This window comes from Streptomyces sp. BoleA5 (assembly GCF_000373665.1).
Classification (GTDB): Bacteria; Actinomycetota; Actinomycetes; order Streptomycetales; family Streptomycetaceae; genus Actinacidiphila.
On sequence record NZ_KB892155.1, the window covers coordinates 161,866 to 185,173 of the forward strand.

A 23,308-nucleotide genomic window follows, 5' to 3' on the forward strand; every position below is an offset into this window, starting at 1 on the left:
GTAGCCCCCCGGCGCGCCCGCCTCATCCGGTTTTCGGGCGGAGCCGTGCCGCGACGCCGACGCCCGCGAGGGCGAGGACGGCCATGGGGAGGAGGACGGCCGTGAAGGCGCCCGACGCCCCGCCGAGGGCGGCGAAGACGGTGCCCGCGGCGGCGACGAGGACGACGCTGGACAGAGCGTCGGAGACCTGCAGGGCGGCGGAGTTGGCACCGGCCTCGGAGGGGGCCGAGAGCTTGAAGAGGATGACGCTCAGGGAGGAGATGACCAGGCCCGCGCCGAGGCCGCCCACGGCCCACGCGGCGGCCGCGCTCCACGCGGGGGCGGCGTCCAGGAGCGGCAGGGCGGCGCCGGCGATCGCGGCGGCCATGAGGAACATCCCGAGGACGACGAGGCGTTGGCGGTGGGGTTCGAGGCCGGGGCGGCCCTGGATCCAGGAACCGATGCCCCAGGTGACGCCGCCGGCGGCCAGGGAGAGCCCGGCGAGCGTCGGCGACATGTGCCGCTGGGTGACGAGCATCAGCGGGACGAAGCTCTCGGCGCCGAGGAACGTGCCGGAGGCCACACCGCGCAGCAGCACCACCGACGGCAGTCCGCGGGCCGCGCGGAAGGTGCCGCGGGGCAGCAGCCGCAGCGCTGCCGGGACGACGAGCACGGCGCCCGCCACCGCGAAGACCAGGGACAGCGGCCGCAGGTCCTGCCCGGCGTACTGGAGCAGCCCGGCGCCGGCGGAGACGGCGAGCGCCAGGCCGAGCCGGCGCCGGTCGGGGGCCCTGCGGTCGTCCGGGGGCCGCTGCAGGGAGGTGCGGCGCAGGGCGGGCATGCCGATGAGGAGCGGGAGCACGACGAGCGCCGGGATGGCGAGGAAGACCCAGCGCCAGCCGAACTGCTCGGTGACCGTGCCGGCCACGAGCGGGCCGACGATGGAGGGCAGCACCCAGGACGCGGCGAAGGCGGCCATCACCGCGGGTCGCAGGCGTTCGGGGTAGGCGAGGCCGACGACGACGTACAGGGCGACGATGACGAGCCCGCCGCCGATGCCCTGCACGGCGCGGCCCAGCACGAACGGCCACATGGACTGGGCGGTGCCGGAGACGACCAGACCGGCCGCGAAGGCGCCGATGCCGGCGACGAGCGGCGCCAGCGGGCCGGTGCGGTCGCACCACTGGCCGCTGACGACCATCGCGAAGAGCGAGGTGGTGAAGTAGCCGGAGAAGGCGAAGGCGTACAGCTGCAGTCCGTCCAGCTCGCGCGCGGCGATGGGCATGGCCGTGCCGACGGCGGTGGCCTCGAAGGCGATGAGCAGGACGACGGAGACCATCGCGAGGGTCAGCGCGCGGTAGCGGCTGCCCAGAACGGTGTCGGTGCCGGTGTCCGGCGCGGCGAGGAGCATGCCTGCATGGCCGGATACCGGCTCGGTGTCTGCGGTGGTCACCACGACAGGGTAAGGGGTCAATCGGCTCCTTGCCCCTGGCACCCCGGTCGGCCTTTCGGCCCAGGGCCGGGAGAAGGCGGCCGAGGCAGGGAAGGTGTAGGCCATGCCGCACTACACCTCGTACGACGGAAGCCGGCTCGCCTACACGGATCGGGGCGAGGGGCCCGTGCTGCTCGCGCTCGCCGGCGGCCCGGGGCGTGACGCCGCCTACCTGGGCGACCTGGGCGGCCTGGACCGGGGCCGGCGCCTGGTGGTCCCGGACAGCCGGGGCACCGGAGGCAGCCCGCCGGCCGACGACCCGCTCGCCTACTCCTTCCCGCGGCTCGCCCAGGACCTGGAGGCGCTGCGCAGGCACCTGGGCCTGGAGCGCTTCGCACTGCTCGCGCACGACGCGGCCGCCGCGACCGCGCAGGCGTACGCCGCCGCCTACCCGGAGCGGCTGACCCACCTCGTGCTGGTCACCCCGGGCTCCCGGCTGCAGGGCGAGCTGCCCGACGACGCCCGGGAGATCTTCGAGAGCCGGGTCGCCGAACCCTGGTGGCCGGAGGCGGTCGCCTCCCTCGCCGAGCTGGAGACCGCCGACGACCTCGACCGGGTCCGTACGCTGCTGCTCCACGTCGCGCCGATGGCGTACGGCCACTGGGGCGAGGCCCAGCGCGCCCACGCCGCCGCCGAGGGCGGTCAGTTGCACCCGGTCCCCCGCGCCGGCTTCTGGCAGGGCCTGGACGAGCCGGCCCGGCTCGCCGTGCTGGCCCGGCTGCGCGAGGTGACCTGCCCGGTCCTGGTCGTCACCGGCGACCGCGACGCCGTCACCGGCATGCGCGCGGGCGAGGTCGTCGCGGCCTGCTTCCCGCACGCCCGCCTGCGCCCGCTGCACGCCGTCGGGCACTTCCCGTGGGTGGACGAACCCGAGCTGTTCCGCCCGGTGGTGGAGGAGTTCCTGTCGGGCGCGGCCTCCCCCGGCGGTTCGTGAACGGCGTATGGCAGTCCTGTTGCGGGCCCCCGGGAGGCGTTGACCCCCTCCCGGGGGCCGCCTCTATGGTCGGGGTACGTCGACGACGCAAGGCCGTGTGCCCGAGTGGTTCAGGGGCTCGACTGCAAATCGAGTGACGTGGGTTCGATTCCCGCCACGGCCTCCATCTTCTTGACCGGGCATCACGAAGGGGCGGCACCCGTGATCGTGCCGGGCCGTCGCACGGCCGGGGCGAGCGCTACCGCCACTGCGGGCTGGTTGCGATGGCCTGCAGTTGGGCCGGTGTCAGGATCGGCGTGGTGCGGGTCGAGGGGGTGTTCTGGCTCGGTGCCTGCCACACCATGATCGTGACGTAGAGCCCGTCAGGATGCAGTACGTTCACCGCCGCGTGCCCGGGGTCCGTTCCGGGCGGCGCCTGCCGGGTCGCGATCAGGGTGCCGTCGGCCAAGGGCGTCGTGCCGGCGAAGACGTGGCTGCGGATCGCGGCGGTCGAGGCCTGCCGGGAGACGTGCACCTCGAGCAGCGACGTGCCGTGGCCGTCGTCCACCCACAGCTGGCCCGACTGCCGGCCGCCGGGCGGGCTCGAATGGGTCAGGCCCCTCGGCAGCAACGCGGTCATGGTGGCAAGGGCGCGGTCGGCGGGCAGTGCGCCGGTGAAGGTCGGCTTCGGGGTGGCTGATGGCGTGGCCGACCCGGTCGTGGCCGAGGCCGCCGGACCGGTGTGGTCGGCCGTCCGCGGGTCGGACAGCAGTCCGGGAACGACCGTCGTGCCGAGCCCGACGAGCGCGAGCACGGCTGTTCCGCTCACAGCGACGGCCGCGGCGCGGCGGCGGCGCCTGCGCCGGCCGTTTCGGACGCAGGCCTGCAGAAGTGAGGGGGTGTTGGGCGGCTCGAAGGTCAGGATGGCGGTGCGGAGGGCTTCGGTGAAGTCTTCTTCGATGGGCATGGCGGGTCACCGCGTTTCGGAGGTCGGTGAAGAGGGCGAGGTAGGTGCCGCGGCACCGGGTTCAGGGGCTGACGAGCTCGGACAGGTCGTGGCCCAGAAGGTCCCGGATCCGGGCGAGCGCGCGCATGCTCTGGTTGCGTACCGCGCCCGGCCGGATCTGAAGGATCGCGGCGGTCTGCTCGACGCTGCGGTCCTCCCAGTAGCGCAGGAGCAGCACGGCCCGGTCCCGGGCGGAGAGCCTGCCGAGAGCGTCGAGCAACGCGACCCGCAGCGTGGCGTCGTGCTCGGTGGCGGCACCGGAGTCCGGCAGCGTGTCGGTGGGCCGCTCGGAGTTGCTGCGCCGGCGGCGGTAGGACAGGTAGGTCCGTACGAGGACGGTGTGGGTGTAGGCCGCCGGGTCGTCCACCTGCGCGATCTTGCGCCAGTTGGCGTACATCCGGCCGAGCGTGTCCTGCACCAGGTCCTCCGCGAGGTGCACATCACCGCTGGTGAGCACGCACGCGGAGCGGAACAGAGGTGCGAATCGCGCGGCGGCGAACGCCATGAATTCCTCTTCGTACCGGCGCTTCATCCGAGATCCTGTTCGTCGTCCACACTCTGAAGACGCTGTGGCCGCGGGGTTACGTCCCACCCGGAGGGGCAGAGATCTCGCCGTCGCGGGGTACCGCCCCTTCGTCTTCACCGTCTCCGTTCAACGCGCGGATCGCCGGGGAGTGCATCAACGTCAAGCCGTTGGGGCCTACGGCGAGGCAGATCCCTCCAAGGCACTCTTGTAATGTACGCGTCAGATGCATCACGATGTCGGTCGTCCCGCTACGCACCAGCGATTGCAGGAGGACTCCCCCGCGATGGCAGTGACGCACAGAACCCAGCGGCGGATCGCCGCAGCGTTCTCGGCGGTGGTGACCGCCGCCGCCCTCGGTCTGACCGCGGTAACCCCCGCACAGGCTGCACCGGCCGAAGGCCGCATCATCGGCGCCGACGTCAAGGGCGCCGTGAAGGACAGCTACATCGTCATCCTCAAGAAGAGTTCCGGACTCACATCGACCGCGGCCGGGGGCCGGAGCGTGGTGACCCGCCACGGCGGCGTGGTCGAGCACACCTACCGCGCCGCCCTCAACGGCTACGCGGCCCACATGACCGCGACCGAGGCCGGGCGGCTCGCCGCGGACCCCGCCGTCGGCCAGGTCATCCAGGACGCCACGGTCAGCATCGACGCCACGCAGACCAACCCGCCCTCGTGGGGACTGGACCGCATCGACCAGGCGGCGCTCCCCCTGAACAACAGCTATACGTACCCCGACACGGCCGGAGCCGGCGTGACGGCGTACATCATCGACACCGGAGTGCGCATCACGCACACCGACTTCGGCGGCCGCGCCTCCTACGGCTACGACGCGGTCCAGAACGACTTCGTCGCCCAGGACGGCAACGGCCACGGCACCCATGTCGCGGGCACCGTCGCCGGCACCTCGTACGGCGTCGCCAAGAAGGCGAAGATCGTCGCTGTACGTGTCCTGAACAACGCCGGATCGGGCACGACCGCCCAGGTCGTGGCCGGCATCGACTGGGTCACCGCCAACGCCGTGAAGCCGGCCGTGGCCAACATGAGCCTGGGCGGCGGCGCCAACACCGCGATCGACACCGCCGTCCGCAACTCGATCGCCTCCGGGGTCACCTACGCCGTCGCCGCGGGCAACGACGGGGCGAACGCCTCCTCCTACTCGCCCGCGCGCGTGAGCGAGGCGATCACCGTCGGCGCCACGACCAGCACCGACGCCAGGGCCAGCTACTCCAACTACGGCTCTGGGCTGGACCTGTTCGCGCCCGGATCGTCCATCACCTCCGCGTGGAAGAACAGCGACACCGCCGCCAACACCATCTCCGGCACCTCGATGGCGACCCCGCACGTCACGGGCGCGGCCGCCGTCTATCTCGCCGGACATCCGTCGGCCTCGCCCTCCCAGGTGGCGAGCGCCCTGACCTCGGCGGCCACCTCCGGAGTGGTCGCCGGCCCCGGCAGCGGATCACCCAACCTGCTGCTGCGCGTCACCCCGTAGCACCCGTACCGGTTTCCCGGGGTCGGCCGTACCGGCCGACCCCGGGAAACCGGTCGTGTGCCAGGTGCCACCGCCGGTGGTGACGGCGAAGGCCTGCGCGCCAGGGAGTGCACTGAGCCAGGTGCGGGCCGCGTCACCCATGGCGTAGGCGGCGGTGGCCCAGGCGTCGGCGGCGGTGAGGGTGGGGCAGACGACGGTTATCGAGGCGAGTCGAGTGGCCGGCGGCCGCCCGGTGTGCGGATCAAGGATGTGGCAGCCCCGTTCGGCGGGGCCCGACGTGGCGACGGCCGTCTCACGGGCATCGGCGCCCACCTCGACGACCGCGGCAATCGCACCAGGGGTCAGGGGATCGGAGATCCCGATCCGCCAGGGACCGCCCACCGTCTGGACGTCGCCGCCGCCGTTGACGCACACCGCTTCCGCGCCGGCCTCGGCGAGCGTCCGTGCGGCGCGCTCGACCGCCCAGCCCTTCACCAGGCCCGTGGGGTCGGGACCGGTGCCGGGCCGGCCTTCGTACCGGACCGAGAACCAGCCGTCGCTCCGCCGTTCGGCCTCCTCGCACAGCCGCAGCACTTCGCGCACCTCGGCATCGCAACTCCGCAGATCCAGCTCGCCGCGGGCAAGTCGGCTGATCTGGCTGTCGGAGCGGTAGGTGGAGAAGACGGCGTCGGTCATGTGGAGGAAGGCGACCGACTCCTCCAGCGCCGCGCGCACGCGCGGGAGGTGCGTGAAGCCGCGGACGTCGAAGGAGAAGACCGTGCCCATGGCGTGTTCCACGTGGCGCAGGCGCGCGGGCTCAGACACCGGCCTGGTCCAGGGCGCTCTGCAGCGACTGCTTGTAGCCCGTGCTGGTGTAGGTGGCGCCGGACACCGAGTCGATGTTCGCGCTCTGCGCGGCCAGCGTCTCCTGGTTGAGTTTGGGAACCGCGGTGGAGTTGATGTCCCGGCTCCGTGCGGTCTCGTCGGGGTACTGGACGGCGGCCGCCCCCGTGATCCTGGTGCCGGTGAGGGTGATCCGCACCTGGACCGGCCCGTAGTTCGTCTGCACGGTGGGACCGGTGACGGTACGGGTGGTGGGCGCGGCCGTGGTGGTCTTCGGGGTGGACGGGGCGGTGCTGGTCTTCCTGGGTGCGGTGGAGGCGGAGCGGGAGATCGAAGCGGTCGGAGACGACGTGGCGCGCCGGTGTCCTGCCCTCCCCGACGCCGAGGCGGACACGGACGGGGAAGCGGACGCAGAGGTGGGGGTGGACGTGGAGGCGGCGATGGATGCGGAGGGGATCGCTGTCACCGGGGCGGAGGGAGCGCCGGCCTGATGGGCGGACGGGTCCGTGCCGGGTTTGAGCGCAAGCATCAGCACGATGCCGGAGACGGTGGCGGCGCTGGTGAGCACGACACGACGGAGCGAATGCTTCTTTTTCACGGAGGTCACCGGGCTCAGAACTCGAAGGACTCGTGGTGGATGCGGCGGTCCGGAACGCCGGCCTCGCGGAGCGCGGCGTGGGACTCCTCGGCCAGACCCGGCGGCCCGCACAGGTAGACGTCGTGGCGGGCGATGTCCGGCAGGATCCTTCGCAGCTTCTTCGCGGTGATCGCCGGCCGTCTGCCGTCCGGGCTGTTCACCGCGTACAGCAGCTGCGCACCGCGGGCGTCCGCGATCGCCTCCAGCTCGTCCCGGAGCGCGAGCTCCTCGGCCGTGCGCGCCCGGTAGAGCAGGGTGAGGTCCCCAGGCGCCCCGGGCAGGGTCTCGAACAGCGCCCGCAGTGGCGTGATCCCCGCGCCGCCCGCGAGCAACAGCACCTTGCCACGGCTGCGGCGGCCCGCGGTCATCGCCCCGTAGGGGCCCTCCGCCCACACCCGGGTGCCCGGGCGGAGCCGGGCCAGCGCCGCGCTGTGCCCGCCAGCCGCCTTCACGGTGATCCGCAGCAGATCCGGCCGGGGTGGCGCCGACAGCGAGTACGGGTTCGAGGTCCAGCGCAGCCCCTCGGCCAGGAACCGCCAGCGGAAGAACTGCCCCGGCTCCGCACCCAGCCTGTGCAGCCGGCGTCCGCGGATCAGCACGGACACCACGCCGGGCGTCTCCTGCACGACCGACTCGACCCGCATGCGGTGCCGGAAGTTGAGCCGTACAGGAGTGAGCACGCGGTACCAGAGCACCAGCGCGCCGGCCAGAAGGTACAGGGCGTACCAGGCGGTGCGCGCGACGGTGCCCGTCACGAATTCGCCGCCCGTGGCGAGCTGGTGCCAGAAGGCGAGGTAGACGGCGGCATAGGTGAGCAGGTGCAGGTAGTACCACGTCTCGTAGCGCAGGCGTCTGCGCAGTGCGCCGGCCGAGACAAGGCCCACGAGCAGCAGGATCAGGGTCCCGGCCGTCGCCTTCACCATCTCCGGGTACTCGGTGACGACGGAGACCGTCTGCGCCACGATGCCGGTGTCCGCCTGGAGCGCGTAGCCGTAGAGGATCAGCACGACGTGCGCGACGACCAGGGACAGCGCGTAGCGTCCGCTCATCGCGTGCCACCGCGTGACCCGGTCGGTGCCCACCCGGCGCTCCAGGGACGGAACGCGCGCCATCAGCGCGATCACGATGGCGGTCACATATCCGGACAGCAGCCCGGTGATCCGGCCGGCGGCCGTCAGGCAGTCGCCGGCGGTCCGCGGCACGTACGGTGTGTTACTCCACCACACCCACAGCGTGGCTGCCGCGCCGAACCAGGCCAGTGCCGCCAGGGGTATGGCGGGGGATCGCCGGGGGCGGATCCGGCGCATGGCCTGCCGTCTGCCCGCACGGCTGTGCTGAATCGTCGTCAAGGGGGTCGTTCTCTTTCCCGGTCTCCTGAGTCGGCCCCCTGCTCCCTGGTCGCCCCTGAGCGCGGCACCCTACCCCTGGGAGTACGGGGATGGCCGGGCCTGCGGTGTCAGGGAAGCACGGAGTCTAGGGCCCGAAGCGTCGTACCGCCAGGCCACTCCCTTGCACCGTTGCCGAGGCCTGCAGTTCCCTCGGCATCTCGGCATCCCGGAACCCCGGTCGGGGTGAGGCGACTGCGCGTGGGGCCGTCGCACCTGGGAGCGGCCGGGCCTTGACCGCTTTGTTTGCTTCCGACCGGCAGGAGTCGCCGAATCTCTGCCACGGTGAGGTCAACCATGGCTCGGTGAACTTGCTCCGCTTTGAAAGACATGTTCAGCGTGTTGGTCAGGCCGCGAGCGGCCTCGGAGTCGGCCTGCTTCCCCAGTCCCACGCCGCGGTCCGGGTGAGGTCGAAGTCCCTTGCGACCCGTCCCGCCGAGCCGCCCCGACGGCCACGGCCCGGCCGTGCGACCTCACGCCGGCTGCCGCTGCAGCGTGTCCGTCGCCGAACCGGTGCGCTGCATCCGGTGCCAGCGCAGCCTGCTGCCCAGCAGCGCCGTGACTACCGACTGCACCACCACCAGGTACATGAGCTGCCGGTAGACGAAGATCTGCAGCGGCAGGGTCCACAGCGGTTCGAACTTCTCCTTGTCGAGGCGGAGCGCGTAGAGGGCACTGAGCACCTGCACGGCCGTGAAGCCGAGCCACACGGCCCCGGCCTGGGCAACGCTCTGGAACAGCAGCCCATACACAGCGAACACATCGACGAGTGGAGCGAGCAACGGCAACAGCATCTGGAAGACGGCGAGATAGGTCAGTCCACGGCGGCCGAACTTACCCGCCGACCCCGTCTCGACCAGCGACCTGCGATGCTTCCACATCGCCTGCAGAGTGCCGTAGCACCAGCGGTAACGCTGCTTCCAGAGCTGCCGGACGGTGGACGGCGCCTCCGTCCAGGCGATCGCAGACTCCTCGTACACCACCCGCCAGCCCGCGCGGCACAGCGCCATCGTCAGATCGGTGTCCTCGGCGAGCGCGCCGCAGGGCATGCCGGTTGGTTCTGGGTGCCGTCTGCGTCGAGCGGGTCACCGTAGACGGTCGGGCCGAGCGGTTGACGCGGCGGGAACGACTGCTGCCGGTGGAACGGGAGGTTCCGGTGTTGCGTTGCGGGTGGCTCACCTGGGCCCCTTGGTCGATCCCTGGCCGTGGCCGGGGGGGTCGCCGGCGTTCCCCCTGCCCGGCGCGCTCGTAGTGGGGGCGGCTGCGGTCGTGGGCGCCTTGGTCGTGGGTTCCCTGGACTCGCCACCGATCTTGGAAGCGCTCACCGATGGGCTCGGGGCCGCTGACTCCCCAGATGACTTCTCAGACGTGGGCGACGGATCGGCGGTGGGGTCGACGGTCGAACCGGGCTGGTTCGTGGCGGTCGACGAGTCGTCCCGTTTCTGTTCCTGGTTCTGGTCTTGGTCCTGCCCCCAGGGAAGCGGGCCGCCAGAGGGCACCGAACTGAACAATCCCGCGATCAGAGCGACCATGAAGACAACGCAGACCGCCGCGGCAGCGAGGCCCGCACGGCGGATCAGCCGGCTGCGGCGGCCCGATGCATCGACAAAGACCGAGCCGTCGTCGTGGTCGGCGTCGTTCTGGTCGTCATCAGCGCCATGGGAGTGTCCGTCGTCTCGGGACGTGTGCTCAGGCTCGGCGCCGTAGGCCTCGTGGCCGGTCTCATGGGTGCCTTGGCCCCCCTCTTGGGCGTCGTGGCCGCCCCGGTACACCTCGTGACTGTCACCGTACGCGCCCTGGGGGTGGCCGTAGGCATCCTCGGGCGCAACTCCGTCACCGGTGGCTACCGACTCGTGCCAGCCGTGCGCCGCCGCCGGATCCAGGTATGCGTCGTACACCTGGGCCCTCTCGCCGTGCGGGTGGTAGATGACCTGTAGGCCCTGAATGTCACCACTGTCCCGATAGGCGCCGTTTCCGGCGTCCACGCCATTGGGGCCGCTCGCGCCAGGCGTACGGTCGTCGTGTTGAGGGTCCCAAGACATGGATGCAAAGTGTAGTTACTCGGGGGATCTGTGGTGCAGCGGGGGAGGATGCGACGGCCGGCCCCGGAGGCAGGTGCCGCGGCGGGTCGGGGCGGGCACGGACGAGTCGGAGCGGGCGGCGGGTAGGCACTCGGGGCGAGGGCTGAGCCGATGACAGTCGCCGGAGGTGAACTTCCGCTACCACTCCCCCGTCTCGGTTTCGTCTCGTTCATCGCTGTGCGCTGCCGTCCAGGGCCGTTTGGCCGGCTCCGGCGTTCAAAGCGTCCGTACGGAGCTGAACGTTACGTGGGTTCGATTCCCGCCACGGCCTCCGCACGAAGGGCCCGGTCCGCACGGACCGGGCCCTTCGTCGTGCGTGGCGGTGGGTCAGCCCTGGGGGCGGACGACCGCGTGCTGGGGGCGGATGGGCAGCCGGCTGACGGGGCGGCCGGTGGCCGCGCGGACGGCGGAGGCGACGGCGGCCGGGGAGACGACCACGGGGACCGCGCTGGCGGCCTTGGCCCCGAAGGGCGCGAGCACGTCGCGTTCCTCGATGAGCCGGACCACGCGGATCGCGGGCGCGTCGAGCGCCGTGGGCAGCGAATAGCCGGTCAGGTTGGGCCGCTTGATGACGCCGCGCGGCGCGCGGAGGTCCTCCATGAGGGCCATGCCGACGCCCTGGCCGACCCCGGCCTCGATGCGGGCGCGCAGCTGCGCGGGGTTGAGGATCCGGCCGACGTCCTGGGCGACGGCCATCTCCACGACCCGGATCGCGCCGAGTTCGATGTCGACGTCCACCACGGCGCGTACGGCGCAGAAGGCGAGACCGACGAAGGCGTCGCCCTGGCCGGTGTCGTCGAGCCTCTCGGTGGGGTGCGGACGGCACTGGGCCGTGGCCCACAGCTCCTTGCCCGCCAGCTCCTCCTCGACGGTGGTGGAGAGCACGCCGTCGTAGCTGGTGATCTTTCCGTCGGCGATGGTGAGCAGTTCCGCCGACATGCCGAACTTCCCTGCGAGCGGCTGCAGCAGCTGGGTGCGCACCATCTTGGCGGCGCGTTCGACGGCGCCGCCGGAGACCCAGGTGTGACGGCCGCGGGCGGCGGCCCCGGCCGGGGGCTGGTCGGTGTCGGAGGGCAGCACGCGGACATCCTCGACGCCGAGGACCTCCTGCACGATCTGCCGGGCGAGGGTGGCGAAGCCCTGGCCGGTGTCGACGGCGGCGCAGATGACGGTGGCGGCGCCGTCGTGGACGCGGACGGTGGCGGTGGAGACCTCGTCGGTGCCCTCCGCGCCGAGCATGTGGACCATGCCGAGCGCGTAGCCCACGCCGCGGCGCACCGCGCCCGGCTCGCCCGCGCCCTCCAGGCCGCCCGGGAGCAGCCATTCGGACTCGTCGTCGTCGACGGGCAGCGGGGGCAGGTCGGTGTCGCGTACGGCCTTGAGCAGTTCGCCGACGGGTGCCGGGCAGGTGACCGTCTGGCCGGTGGGCAGCAGGTCGCCGGTGGCCATGACGTTGCGCATGCGGATCTCGGCCGGGTCCAGGCCGAGTTTGGCGGCGAGCTTGTCCATCTGGCCCTCGTAGGCCGCGCAGACCTGCATCGCGCCCTCGCCCCGGACATGGCCGGAGGGCGGGTTGTTGGTGCGTACCGCCCAGCCCTCGACGAAGACGTGCGGGACGACGTAGGGGCCCGCGGCGAAGGCCACGGCCGCGGCCAGCGCGTCGGCGGAGGTGTCGGCGTACGCGCCGGCGTCCAGCAGCACCTGGGCCTCGACCTTGACCAGGCGGCCCTCGGCGTCGGCGTGGTGGCGGTAGCGCAGCAGGGTCGGGTGGCGGTGGCTGTGGCTGAGGAAGGACTCCTCGCGGGTGGCCACGAACTTGACCGGGCAGCCGGTCTTCAGCGCGAGCAGCCCGAGGGGGATCTGCACCCCGGAGTCCTCGCGGTCGCCCATCGCGCCGGGCACTCCGGTGACGACGACCTTGACCCGGTCCTGTTCCAGCCCGAAGCAGGCGGCGGCCAGGTCGCGGTCGGTGTGCGGGTCGGTGGAGGCGACGTAGAGCTCCACGCCGCCGTCGGGGCGGGGCACGGCGAGGCCGGCCTCGGCGCCCACGGGGGCCGGGTCCTGGCGGCCCACCCGGTACAGGCCCTCGACGATGACCTCGCCGACCGCGTCCGGATCGCCGAACTGCAGTGGGATGTGCCGGATCAGGTTGCCGTCGGGGTGCAGCGGGGGCGCCGAGAAGGCCCGCTCCGGGTCGATGACGGGCTCCAGGACCTCGTACTCGACGTGGATGGCGGCGGCGGCGAGCCGGGCCGTGTCGGGGTGGTCGGCGGCCACGGCGGCGATGGCCTCGCCGTGGTGCCGGACGGTGTCCTTGGCGAAGACGGGGCGGTCGGCGACGCGGCGCCCGTGCATGGCGTCGCCCGGGACGTCCTCGTGGGTCACCACGGCCCGAACGCCGGGCAGCGCGACGGCCTCCGTGGTGTCGACGGACAGGATGCGGGCGTGCGGGTGCGGGGAGCGCAGGACGGCCGCCCACAGCAGGCCCTCGGCCCACAGGTCGGCGGCGTACGGGTACGTGCCCTGGGCCTTGGCGAGGCTGTCGGGGGCGGGCAGGGAGGCGCCGATGCCGTGCGGCGCGGCCTGCTGCTCGTCGGCGCCGGTCGCGACCGGCGGGGGGGTGCCCACGGCCGGGGTGGCCGTCGCGGCGTCGGGGCCCGTCATCGCGCGTACCTTTCGCTGCCGCGAGGGGGGAGGTGGTGCCGGGTCAGGAGGTTCGGGGTGCTCACGCCGGGCCTCCGGAGGAGGGGCGCGGGTGCGGGACGCGGACGCCTTCCGCCGGGTCGCCCGCGGTGTCGTCCGCGGCGCTCTCCTCGCGCTCGGCCACGACCTGGCGGACGGCCTCCAGGACGCCCTGGTAGCCGGAGCAGCGGCAGAGGTTGCCGCTGATGGCCTGCCGGGTCTCCAGCTCGGTCGGGCTGTGGTTCCCCTCGAGCAGGTCGTGCACGGTCATCGCCATGCCGGGGATGCAGAAACCGCACTGCACCGCCCCGCACTCGGCGAGCGCGCGCTGGACGTCCGAGGGGCTCCCGTCGGCGGACAGCCCCTCGACGGTGCGGATGTCGCTGCCCGCGGCGGTCGCCGCGGGCACCAGGCAGGAGGCGACGAGACGGCCGTCGACCTTGACCGAGCAGGCCCCGCACTCGCCCTGCTCGCAGCCGTCCTTGGCGCCGGCGAGGCCGAGGCGCTCGCGCAGCACGTAGAGCAGGGACTCGCCGAGCCAGGCGTCGGTGACGGGCCGGTCGGTGCCGTTGACGTTGAGGACGTAGGAGTCCACCGGGTGCTCGCTGTGCGCGTCCGCGCCGGGCTCGTCACCGGGTTCCCCGGCGGCCTCCTCCGGGGCGGGGGGCTCCGCCGCCGCGGGGTCCGCCACGAGGTCCTCGGCGGGCTCCGCCGCCGGCTCCTGCGGGTGCGCGAGGTCGTCGCCGGGGGCCTGCCCGGGCCGGGGCTCCCCGAAGGCGTCGGCCGGCGCGTAGGCGGGGGCGGGGGCGGGCGGGAAGCCGTACTCGCCGGACTTCCCGGCGACGCCGTCCGGGGCCAGCGGCAGCTTCCACTGGCCGGTGGCGTCCGCGGGCAGGGACCAGCCGCCGTCGGCCGGGCCCGCGTGGGGCGCCGGGGGCGCCTGCGGGGCGGCGGGGGCGGTCCAGGGCTGCTGCACCGGGTCGGGGGCGGGCATGAAGGCGCCCACCGAGTACTCGCCGGAGTCGTCGGCGGCGACGTCCTCGCGCACGACGGGGATCGCCCACGTGGTGGCCGCGTCCTCTCCGGCGGCCGGGGCGGCGGGCGCCTCGGTGTGGGCGACCGTCATCGGCGCGGCGGGCGGCTCGGGGGCGTAGCCGTGGCCCGGGGCGGCGAGCGGGTCGGCGCCCGGCTCGGTCATGGACAACTGCGCCGCGAAGGAGACGTGCATGGTCTGGTCGGGGTCGTACTCGCCGTGGGGCACGGGCTCCCACACCCCGTGCCCCGGGGTGAATCCCCCGCCGTGCGGCTGGGGGGACCCCGCCTGCGGCTGGTCGGTCATGCGCCCGTCCGGTGTCCTGTCGTCGTACACGTCGTCACTCATGCCAGTGCCCTCCCCAGCGCGCGGCGGGCCAGTGCGGCCACCGTACGCCGCAGCTGGACGGCCGCGGGGGGCAGTTCGGGGACCGCGGGTGGGGTTCCCCCCATGCCGTCGGCCGCGGCCGGCAGCGGGTCGGGGATGCAGGCGGCGGCGACGTACTCGCCGAAGGCCGTGAGGGCCTCCGGTGCCAGCGTGCGCTCGCCATCCCAGTCGATCAGCCCGGCGACCCAGCGTTCGGCCTCGAGCGGCCGCAGCGGCACCGGTGCTACGGCTCCCACCGCGCAGCGTACGCCCCGGCGCGCGGGATCGAGGACGACGGCCACGGACGCGATCGCGCGGCCGGGGCCGGTGCGGCCGGTGGCCTTGAGGAAGGTCTGCGGCGCGTGCAGCAGCGGGACCCTGACGTACGCCAGGACCTCGCCCGGCCGCAGCGGGTCCATGCCGGTGAGCAGGTGGCTGACCGGCAGCTCGCGGTTGCCGTCCGGGCCGGCGACGAGGACGGACGCCTCCAGGGCGGCCAGCACGGGCAGCGAGTCGCCGGTGGGGGCGGCGCCGGCGATGTTGCCTCCGAGCGTGCCCGCGTTGCGGATCTGCGGGGGCCCGGCGGCGCGCGCGGCGGCGGCCAGCGCGGGGATGAGCGCGGCGAAGTCGGGGCGGCCCATGCGGGCGTGGGTGAGGCCGGCGCCGAGCAGCGCCGCGCCGTCGGCGTACTGCCAGCCGCGGATCTCGCTGATCCGCCCGAGGCCGACCAGTCCCGCGGGGCGCAACAGCCCGGAGTTCACGGCCGCCATGAGGTCGGTGCCTCCGGCGACGGGCACGGCGGTGGGCGCGGCGGCCAAGGCCGCCACGGCCTCGTCGAGCGAGGTCGGCAACGCCACATTGCGCGCTGCCTGCCGTGCGTACGTGCTCACGCAGCTGCCCCTTCCCCGGCTGTCCGCGGTGCGGTAGCCGTACGGTACGTGCTGACAGCCCGGACGTGGCAACTCTGGCACATCTTCCGGGGTGATCAACGCGAGGGTCGCAAAGGAGAACCCGTCTTCCGGATGGAACTCCGTCCGGTTCGCGGCTTTCTCCAGGTTGCGACGGGAATGGCCTCCTTCATGCGCCTTGCCGTGATCGGCCCCACCACCCTGCCATCTCCCGCACCGGCCGGCCCCGGGTTGTGGCTGGCCTCACACGATCGGGGGCGGCCCCTCGATCGGGCGTCCGATGACGCCCGGCCGCCGCTGCCACGGCAGCGGACCGCCCGGCGGCCGGTATTCGACCCCCAGTGCGTCAAGTCGCCCGTAGTGGGTGGACATTCGGGCGGCGAAGCCCTCGTGGTCACGGGCTGCGGGCGCGGGCAGCCTGCTCCAGACCGTCTCGGCGAAGGCGGCGAGCCGCGGGAAGGCCATGTAGTCCACCGCGCGGACCGAATCCATCGTCTCCGTCCAGATGTTGGCCTGCGCGCCGATGACGTGGGCGGCCTCCTTCGCGGTGAGAGCGTCCGGGACGGGCTCGAAGCGGTAGACGTCCTCCAGGGTGCGGACGTGCGCGATCGGCACGGGCTCGTCCTCGCGGTCCGACTGCCGCCAGTCCAGGTAGACCTGGCTCTCCGGGCACATCACGACGTCGTGCCCGGCCCGGGCCGCGGCGATCCCGCCCGCGTAGCCGCGCCAGGAGGAGACGGCGGCGCCCTCGGCCAGTCCGCCCTCCAGGATCTCGTCCCAGCCGATGAGCCGGCGGCCACGGCTGCTCAGCCAGGTGTCGAAGTGCCGGACGAACCAGCTCTGCAACTCGTGCTCGTCGCGCAGCCCCAGCTCCTTGATGCGGGCCTGGACGGCGGCCGAGGCGCGCCACTGGTCCTTGGGGCACTCGTCGCCGCCGATGTGGACGAACTCCGAGGGGAAGACCTCCAGGAGCTCGGCGAGGACGTTCTCGTAGAAGCGCACGGTGGCCTCGGTGGGCGCCAGCACGTTCGGGTTGATGCCCCAACCGGTGAGCACCGGCAGGGCTCCGGTGTCCACCACGTCCGCGTTGCCCAGTTCCGGATAGGCGGCGATGGCGGCCTGCGAATGGCCGGGGACGTCGATCTCGGGCACGACCGTGACGTGCCGCTCGGCCGCGTACGCCACGATCTCGCGGAGGTCGTCCTGGGTGTAGTAGCCGCCGTGCGGGCGCTCGTCCCACAGCGGGGACTCCCGCAGCCCGACCTTGGTGCGGGTGCGCCAGGCGCCGACCTCGGTCAGGCGCGGATAGCGGCGGATCTCCACCCGCCAGCCCTGGTCGTCGGTCAGGTGCAGGTGGAGCACGTTCAGTTTGTGCGCGGCCAGCAGGTCGACGTAGCGCAGGACGACGTCCTTGGGCATGAAGTGCCGTGCCACGTCCAGCAGTACGCCGCGCCAGCCGAAGCGCGGGGCGTCCTCGACGGAGCAGTGCGGCAGGCGCCAGGCGCGTTCCGGCAGCGGCGCGCGGCGGAAGGCGTCGGCGCCGAGCAACTGCCGTACGGTCTGGGCGCCCCAGAACACCCCCGCCGCTCCCCCGCCCTCGATGCGCACGCCGTCCGCTGCCGACACCGTCACACGGTGGCCCTCGGCTCCGAGGCGCTCGGCCACGTCCGGGTCGAGGCGGAGCGTGATCGTGCCGGGCGTGCCCGCGGGGGGCGGGAGCAGCGGGAGCCCGGTGGCCGCGCCGACCGTGGCGCGCAGCCAGCGCGCGGTCCCTTCGGTGCCGGGGCCGGCGTCCAGGGTGGTGCCGGGGCCGAGGTCCACATGACCGCCGCCGGCGTGCCGGTGCGCCTCGACGGGCGCCGGGATGAGGTCCATGGCGACCATCCTGCCGCCCTCGCGGCAACTGGAATAGACCAATCGCCGCCTCTTTCCGGCCCGTTCCGGCCCGCCCCCAGCCAGCCGCCCTCAGCCGGCCGCCCGGCGGGCCCGGTTCAGCGCGAGGGCGGGGATCAGCACGCCGACGACGCACCACAGGACGTGCGCCACGGTCACCGCGGACCACAGCGCCGTGGAGGCGGTTCCGGCCGCGTACAGCGCCACGACGGTCCCGACGAGGCCGACGACGGCGGTCAGTTGGAGGACGGCGTGCCGGCTGGGCAGGAAGTCGCGCTGCAGGAAGGCGTCGCCGTACCACCAGCGCACCGCGCTGGCGGCCGCGAGCAGCACCGCGACGGCGGCCGCCGCGACACCCAGGACGGCCGGAAGCGGCCAGGGGGTGCCGTCGGCGGCGGAGGCGGCCGCCAGGCCGGTGGCGGCGAACGGGAGCACGGGCAGCCAGGCCCCCGCGGTGAGGGCCACGGCCCGGGCACGCGCCGGGTCCCCGTTCAGTTCGGCCCGGGCCAGGGCGCGCACGGTCTGCAGCCGTCCCCGGCCCGTGCTGCCCGAGCGGCGGGCCTGCAGCAGCCACAGCGCGCCAGCCAGCACCGTCAGGACGGCCATCCCGCCGGCCAGCACCCACGGGTCGGCGAACAGCACCAGCACGGCCACGAGCAGCGCGGGCACGACCCGCGGCCACCGGCGCCGCCCCGCCACGTCGCCGGGCGAGGCGCCGAGGTCCAGCGCCCGGGCGACGACCGTGCGGCGTTCGGCCCGGGCGGCCGGCCGGAACGACAGGTCCAGCGCCCGGGCGAGCGCGACCTGCGCCTCGGCCTCGCGCGGCGCGATCAGGACCGCCCGCCGGGCTGCGGCGACCGCCTCGGGACGGCGGGAGAGCATCCGGCAGGAGTCGGCGACCAGCACCTGCGCGCGCCACTCGCGGGAATCGGCGGCGACGACCCGCCGCCCGAGCCCGAGGGCGGCGTGCGCGTCACCGAGCATCAGCAGGACGAGCCCGGCCAGCAGCGGCGGGTCGGGGTCGCCGGGCTCCGCGTGCGCCAGCGCCCAGTCGACGGCCTCCCGGGCCCAGTCGGCCCGCTGCTCGTACGCGAAGACCCTGGCCCGTACGAGGTAGCCGAAGCTGCCGTTGCGGGCGACGAAGGCGTCGTCGACGAGCGAGTGCGCCATCTCGAAGCGCCCCCGCTCGCACAGCCCGAAGACCCGGTCCGCCGTGACGGCGTCGTCCTGCGCCATGTCCCCCCGAACGCGCGAGGTACGGCCGCCGTGCCGCGGCCGTACCTGCCGGGTGCCGTGGCGGCCGCTACTTGCCGCCCTTGTCCTTGTCCCCGCCACCGACGGGCATGGATTCGAAGATCTCCTTGCACATCGGACAGACGGGGTACTTCTTGGGGTCCCGTCCGGGCACCCAGACCTTGCCGCACAGCGCGACCACCGGCGATCCGGAGAGCGCGCTCTCCATGATCTTGTCCTTCTGAACGTAGTGCGCGAAGCGCTCGTGGTCGCCATCGCCGTTCGACACCTGCGGGGTCGGCTCGACGAGGGTGCCGGTGCCCGCCCCGCGCTCGGGCTCGAGAGTGCTCATGGCACGCAAGCCTAATTCAGAGACGGATCGTCCGGATACGTCGCGACCATCGCGAGTTCGCTGCGCTGCCTGCGCAGCACGGACCGCCACAACTGGTCCGGGTCCGGGGAGAAGACGTCCCCCGGTTCGGACTCCACCACGTACCAGGCACCCTCGACGAGCTCGTCCTCCAGCTGGCCGGGCCCCCATCCGGCGTACCCGGCGAAGATGCGCAGGGAGCCCATCTCGGCCGCGAGCAGCTCCGGAGGCGCCTCCAGGTCCACCAGGCCGATCGCGCCGAACACCCGGCGCCAGCCGAGCGGCTCCGCGTCCTCGCCGTCCCGCGGCTCACCGGGCACCACGGCCAGGCCCAGCGCGGAGTCCAGGGAGACGGGACCGCCCTGGAAGACGACCTGCGGCGAGCCCGCCAGACCGGCCCAGGGCTCCAGGACGTCGCCGACCCCGACGGGCGTGGGACGGTTGAGGACGACGCCGAGCGACCCCTCCTCGTCGTGGTCGAGGAGGAGCACCACCGCCCGGTCGAAGTTCGGGTCCGCGAGCGCGGGCGTCGCGACGAGCAGTCTGCCGGTGAGCGATGACACTTCGGTCATGGTCAACATGATCCCGCATTCCGCCGCCGCGCGGGGTGGCAACCGCGCCCTTTCCGCGCCGGGGGCCGTGCGCGGGCCGCCGCGACGGCCACCGTCCGGAATCACGCGAACGCACAGGGTGCTGTAGCGAAGCCATTACATGAGTGGGACCTCACAGGCCTCTTCCTGTCGCCGGAAGGCCGAATACCATTTCTTCTTGGTGCCTGCGGGGACCGAGCTTCCTTTCTGCCCGTCTCCAGGATCGCGAGAGCAATGACCGGCCTTAACGACGTACTGCTTGTCCACGGTGGCACCCCTCTCGAGGGGGAGATCCACGTCCGCGGCGCGAAGAACCTCGTGCCCAAGGCGATGGTGGCCGCGCTGCTGGGCAGCGAACCCAGCCGGCTGCGCAACGTGCCCGACATCCGCGACGTGCGAGTGGTGCGGGGTCTTCTGCAGCTGCACGGGGTGACGGTGCAGGCCGGCGACGAGTCCGGGGAACTGGTGCTCGACCCGTCCAAGGTGGAGAGCGCGAACGTCGCCGACATCGACGCGCACGCCGGCTCCTCACGGATCCCGATCCTGTTCTGCGGCCCGCTGCTGCACCGCCTCGGCCACGCCTTCATCCCGGGTCTGGGCGGCTGCGACATCGGCGGCCGCCCGATCGACTTCCACTTCGACGTGCTGCGCAAGTTCGGCGCGGTGATCGAGAAGCGTCCCGAGGGCCAGTACCTCGAGGCCCCGCAACGCCTGCGCGGCTGCAAGATCGAGCTCCCGTACCCGTCGGTCGGCGCGACCGAGCAGGTGCTGCTGACGGCCGTCCTGGCCGAGGGCGTCACCGAGCTGAGCAACGCCGCGATCGAGCCGGAGATCGAGGACCTCATCTGCGTCCTGCAGAAGATGGGCGCCATCATCACGATGGGCACCAACCGCACCATCCACATCACCGGCGTGGACAAGCTCGGCGGCTACAACCACCGCGCCCTCCCGGACCGCCTGGAGTCCGCCTCCTGGGCCTGCGCGGCCCTGGCCACCGAGGGCAACGTCTACGTCCGCGGCGCCAGCCAGCGCGAGATGATGACCTTCCTCAACGTCTTCCGCAAGGTGGGCGGCGCGTTCGAGGTCGACGAGGACGGCATCCGCTTCTGGCACCCCGGCGGCCCCCTGAACGCCATCGCCCTGGAGACGGACGTCCACCCCGGCTTCCAGACCGACTGGCAGCAGCCCCTGGTCGTGGCGCTCACGCAGGCCTCGGGCCTGTCCATCGTCCACGAGACGGTCTACGAGTCGCGGCTGGGCTTCACCTCGGCGCTCAACCAGATGGGCGCCCACATCCAGCTCTACCGCGAGTGCCTGGGCGGCACCCCCTGCCGCTTCGGCCAGCGCAACTTCCTGCACTCGGCGGTCGTCAGCGGCCCCACCAGGCTGCAGGGCGCCGACCTGGTCATCCCCGACCTGCGCGGCGGCTTCTCGTACCTCATCGCGGCGCTGGCGGCGCAGGGCACCTCCCGGGTGCACGGCATCGACCTGATCAACCGCGGCTACGAGAACTTCATGCAGAAGCTGGAGAAGCTCGGCGCCAAGGTCGAGCTGCCCGGCTCGAACTGACCGGCACCCGCCCCGGAGCACACGGAAGGGCGGTCTCCCCGCGGGGAGGCCGCCCTTTCACATGTCGCGGTAGTCGCGGAACTACTTGCCCTTGGCGGCTTCCTTGAGCTTCGAGCCCGCGGAGACCTTCACGCTGTAACCGGCCGGGATCTGGATCGGGTCGCCGGTCTGCGGGTTGCGCGCGGTGCGCGCGGCACGGTGGCTGCGCTCGAAGGTGAGGAAGCCGGGGATGGTGACCTTCTCGTCGCCCTTGGCGACGATCTCGCCGACGACCTCGGCGAACGCGGCCAGAACGGCGTCGGCGTCCTTGCGGGTCACCTCGGCGCGCTCGGACAGCGCGGCCACCAGCTCACTGCGGTTCATCTAAGTACTCCTTGCATGGAAACCCCCAACGTCGACCGTCGGGGAAGACGCATTGTGAAGACGCTCATCGCGCTTCTGCGGTGCGGCCCTCACCGCCCAGGTACGCATCCTGCCCCTATTTCTGGGGGAAACGCCAATCCGGCACCCGGGAGAGTCACACAAAAAGCGGGTCGCGCACGGCCCGATGACGCTCCGTCGTCACGACGTCGCGGTGAGGCCCTGCGCCTTCGCGGCTTCGCGGACGGCACCGGCGACGGCGCCCGCGACCTTGTCGTTGAAGACGCTCGGGATGATGTAGTTCGGGTTGAGTTCGTCCTCGGTGACGACGTCCGCGAGGGCGGTCGCCGCCGCGAGCATCATCTCGGTGTTCACCGTCCGGCTCTGGGCGTCCAGCAGGCCGCGGAAGACGCCCGGGAAGACGAGCACGTTGTTGATCTGGTTCGGGAAGTCGCTGCGGCCCGTGGCGACCACCGCGGCGGTCTCCCGGGCGACCGCCGGGTCCACCTCGGGGTCGGGGTTGGCCAGGGCGAAGACGATGGCGCCGTCGGCCATGGCCGCGACGTCCGCGCCGTCCAGGACGTTGGGGGCGGAGACGCCGATGAAGACGTCCGCGCCGCGCACCGCGTCCTTGAGGGTCCCGGTGATCTCCTCCGGGTTGGTGTTGTCGGCGATCCAGCGCAGCGCCGACTCGGGACCGGCCGCGACCAGGTCCTCCCGGCCGCTGTGCACGACACCGTGGATGTCGGCCACGACCGCGTGCTTGACGCCCGCCGCGAGCAGCAGCTTGAGGATGGCCGTGCCGGCCGCGCCCGCGCCCGACATGACGACCCGGACGTCGCCGACCTGCTTGCCGACCACGCGCAGCGCGTTGGTCAGCGCCGCGAGCACCACGATGGCGGTTCCGTGCTGGTCGTCGTGGAAGACCGGGATGTCCAGGGCCTCGCGCAGCCGGGCCTCGATCTCGAAGCACCGCGGCGCCGAGATGTCCTCCAGGTTGATCCCGGCGAAGCCGGGGGCGATCGCCTTGACGATCTCCACGATCGCGTCGGTGTCCTGGGTGTCCAGGCAGATCGGCCAGGCGTCGATGCCCGCGAAGCGCTTGAAGAGCGCCGCCTTGCCCTCCATGACCGGCAGCGCGGCCTTCGGCCCGATGTTGCCGAGGCCCAGCACCGCGGAGCCGTCGGTGACCACCGCGACGCTGTTGCGCTTGATGGTCAGCCGGCGGGCGTCCTCGGGGTTCTTGGCGATCGCCATGCAGACCCGGGCCACACCGGGGGTGTAGACCATGGAGAGGTCGTCGCGGTTGCGGATGGGGTGCTTGGACGCCATCTCGATCTTGCCGCCGAGGTGCATCAGGAACGTGCGGTCGGAGACCTTGCCGATCGCGACGCCCTCGATCTGCGCCAGCTTGGCGACGATCTCGTCCGCGTGCGCGGTGGACGTGGCCGCGATCGTCACGTCGATTCGCAGCTTCTCGTGGCCGGAAGCGGTCACGTCGAGGCCGTGGACCGCGCCACCGGAGGCCTCCACGGCCGTGGTGAGCTGGCTGACCGCGGATCCGCTCGCGGGCACCTCCAGCCGCACCGTGATTGAGTACGAGACGCTCGGCGCCGTTGCCATGGCCGCTGTTCCTCCGCTGTCGCTGCTTTGTGCGCCCTCGATGCTGCCACCTACCGGCGGGTACGCGTAAACCCGGGGGCCTACAACAGAATGTCGAGTAGCGATGCGGGACAACGGAAGCTTGCGTGCTTAATGTTCCCCCGACCGCCACCGGAACGGCGCACACAGACGGAATGACAATCCCGGATCGTTTGTTAGCCTGGGTGAGGCACCGGCTCGATCCAAGCCCCCGGGCCCAACCTTAGGCGCTTCGAGCGCCCACTTGCCGCGAGGCGAGCATGGCGGGTCGGTGTCGTAGACGTCCGGCGGGGCGCCCCTCCCAGAGGGGCGCCCCGCCGTCGTCAT

Annotated in this window: 21 protein-coding genes and 1 tRNA gene; 5 read left to right on the top strand and 17 right to left on the bottom strand. The window is 72.9% G+C overall.

Annotated elements, in window-relative coordinates; genetic code table 11:
• Positions 1-22: 22 nt before the first annotated feature.
• The gene (locus B085_RS0139200) at positions 23-1,390 is read right to left on the bottom strand and encodes an MFS transporter (RefSeq protein ID WP_078620266.1); all 1,368 of its coding nucleotides are present in this window, start codon (positions 1,388-1,390) and stop codon (positions 23-25) included.
• Between the two features lie 145 nt (positions 1,391-1,535).
• Between B085_RS0139200 and B085_RS0139205 the strand changes: the two genes are divergently transcribed.
• Both B085_RS0139205 and B085_RS0139210 read left to right on the top strand, forming a co-directional pair.
• Positions 1,536-2,405 (top strand): alpha/beta fold hydrolase, encoded by an 870-nt coding sequence (locus tag B085_RS0139205; protein WP_018564063.1) that lies wholly within the window; start codon positions 1,536-1,538, stop codon positions 2,403-2,405.
• Between the two features lie 91 nt (positions 2,406-2,496).
• Positions 2,497-2,571: transfer RNA gene (locus B085_RS0139210), tRNA-Cys, on the top strand.
• Between the two features lie 72 nt (positions 2,572-2,643).
• Here the strand turns inward: B085_RS0139210 and B085_RS0139215 are convergent.
• Together B085_RS0139215 and B085_RS0139220 are read right to left on the bottom strand one after the other, a co-directional pair.
• On the bottom strand, positions 2,644-3,351 hold the full coding sequence (locus B085_RS0139215) for a hypothetical protein (protein WP_018564064.1): 708 nt from the start codon (positions 3,349-3,351) through the stop codon (positions 2,644-2,646).
• Positions 3,352-3,412: 61 nt separating this feature from the next.
• On the bottom strand, positions 3,413-3,922 hold the full coding sequence (locus B085_RS0139220) for a SigE family RNA polymerase sigma factor (RefSeq protein WP_018564065.1): 510 nt from the start codon (positions 3,920-3,922) through the stop codon (positions 3,413-3,415).
• A gap of 277 nt (positions 3,923-4,199) precedes the next feature.
• On the opposite strand from B085_RS0139220, the gene B085_RS0139225 reads away from it, so the two are divergent.
• Positions 4,200-5,411: a S8 family peptidase gene (locus B085_RS0139225; RefSeq protein ID WP_018564066.1), complete on the top strand. Its 1,212-nt coding sequence runs from the start codon at positions 4,200-4,202 to the stop codon at positions 5,409-5,411.
• Here B085_RS0139225 and B085_RS0139230 read toward each other — a convergent pair.
• Together B085_RS0139230 and B085_RS51325 are read right to left on the bottom strand one after the other, a co-directional pair.
• Positions 5,379-6,176, bottom strand: coding sequence for an FAD:protein FMN transferase (locus B085_RS0139230; protein ID WP_018564067.1), 798 nt, complete (start codon positions 6,174-6,176; stop codon positions 5,379-5,381). The genes B085_RS0139225 and B085_RS0139230 overlap by 33 nt on opposite strands.
• A 31-nt stretch (positions 6,177-6,207) precedes the next feature.
• Positions 6,208-6,459, bottom strand: a complete 252-nt coding sequence (locus tag B085_RS51325; RefSeq protein ID WP_018564068.1) for an FMN-binding protein — start codon at positions 6,457-6,459, stop codon at positions 6,208-6,210.
• Between the two features lie 10 nt (positions 6,460-6,469).
• On the opposite strand from B085_RS51325, the gene B085_RS51330 reads away from it, so the two are divergent.
• Positions 6,470-6,724: a hypothetical protein gene (locus B085_RS51330; RefSeq protein ID WP_018564069.1), complete on the top strand. Its 255-nt coding sequence runs from the start codon at positions 6,470-6,472 to the stop codon at positions 6,722-6,724.
• A gap of 121 nt (positions 6,725-6,845) precedes the next feature.
• Here the strand turns inward: B085_RS51330 and B085_RS0139240 are convergent, their stop codons facing one another.
• From B085_RS0139240 to B085_RS0139285, 10 genes are all read right to left on the bottom strand, one after another.
• On the bottom strand, positions 6,846-8,177 hold the full coding sequence (locus tag B085_RS0139240) for a ferric reductase-like transmembrane domain-containing protein (protein ID WP_051102277.1): 1,332 nt from the start codon (positions 8,175-8,177) through the stop codon (positions 6,846-6,848).
• Positions 8,178-8,728: 551 nt separating this feature from the next.
• Positions 8,729-9,304: a glycosyltransferase family 2 protein gene (locus B085_RS0139245; RefSeq protein WP_018564071.1), complete on the bottom strand. Its 576-nt coding sequence runs from the start codon at positions 9,302-9,304 to the stop codon at positions 8,729-8,731.
• 126 nt (positions 9,305-9,430) lie between these two features.
• A complete protein-coding gene (locus B085_RS0139250; RefSeq protein WP_158689916.1) occupies positions 9,431-10,297 on the bottom strand; it encodes a hypothetical protein in 867 nt (288 codons plus the stop codon).
• A gap of 366 nt (positions 10,298-10,663) precedes the next feature.
• Positions 10,664-13,000, bottom strand: a complete 2,337-nt coding sequence (locus tag B085_RS0139255) for a xanthine dehydrogenase family protein molybdopterin-binding subunit (RefSeq protein WP_018564073.1) — start codon at positions 12,998-13,000, stop codon at positions 10,664-10,666.
• 61 nt (positions 13,001-13,061) lie between these two features.
• Positions 13,062-14,399 carry a (2Fe-2S)-binding protein gene (locus B085_RS45220; protein ID WP_018564074.1) on the bottom strand — a complete coding sequence of 446 codons (1,338 nt, stop codon included), beginning with the start codon at positions 14,397-14,399 and terminating at the stop codon, positions 13,062-13,064.
• Complete coding sequence (locus B085_RS0139265) at positions 14,396-15,307, bottom strand: FAD binding domain-containing protein (protein ID WP_051102278.1); 912 nt, start codon at positions 15,305-15,307, stop codon at positions 14,396-14,398. The genes B085_RS45220 and B085_RS0139265 overlap by 4 nt, the downstream gene beginning before the upstream one ends.
• Positions 15,308-15,568: 261 nt before the next feature.
• Positions 15,569-17,200 (bottom strand): beta-N-acetylhexosaminidase, encoded by a 1,632-nt coding sequence (locus tag B085_RS0139270; protein WP_018564076.1) that lies wholly within the window; start codon positions 17,198-17,200, stop codon positions 15,569-15,571.
• Between the two features lie 90 nt (positions 17,201-17,290).
• Complete coding sequence (locus B085_RS0139275) at positions 17,291-18,454, bottom strand: hypothetical protein (protein WP_018564077.1); 1,164 nt, start codon at positions 18,452-18,454, stop codon at positions 17,291-17,293.
• A 67-nt stretch (positions 18,455-18,521) separates the two neighbouring features.
• Positions 18,522-18,803, bottom strand: coding sequence for a DUF3039 domain-containing protein (locus B085_RS0139280; protein ID WP_018564078.1), 282 nt, complete (start codon positions 18,801-18,803; stop codon positions 18,522-18,524).
• A gap of 11 nt (positions 18,804-18,814) precedes the next feature.
• Positions 18,815-19,393, bottom strand: coding sequence for a YqgE/AlgH family protein (locus tag B085_RS0139285; RefSeq protein WP_026251905.1), 579 nt, complete (start codon positions 19,391-19,393; stop codon positions 18,815-18,817).
• Positions 19,394-19,645: 252 nt separating this feature from the next.
• On the opposite strand from B085_RS0139285, the gene murA reads away from it, so the two are divergent.
• Positions 19,646-20,980: a UDP-N-acetylglucosamine 1-carboxyvinyltransferase gene (murA, locus tag B085_RS0139290; protein WP_018564080.1), complete on the top strand. Its 1,335-nt coding sequence runs from the start codon at positions 19,646-19,648 to the stop codon at positions 20,978-20,980.
• A gap of 81 nt (positions 20,981-21,061) precedes the next feature.
• Here murA and B085_RS0139295 read toward each other — a convergent pair whose 3' ends face one another.
• A complete protein-coding gene (locus tag B085_RS0139295; protein WP_018564081.1) occupies positions 21,062-21,343 on the bottom strand; it encodes an HU family DNA-binding protein in 282 nt (93 codons plus the stop codon).
• Positions 21,344-21,541: 198 nt separating this feature from the next.
• Positions 21,542-22,963, bottom strand: a complete 1,422-nt coding sequence (locus B085_RS0139300) for an NAD-dependent malic enzyme (RefSeq protein ID WP_018564082.1) — start codon at positions 22,961-22,963, stop codon at positions 21,542-21,544.
• Positions 22,964-23,308 lie beyond the last annotated feature (345 nt).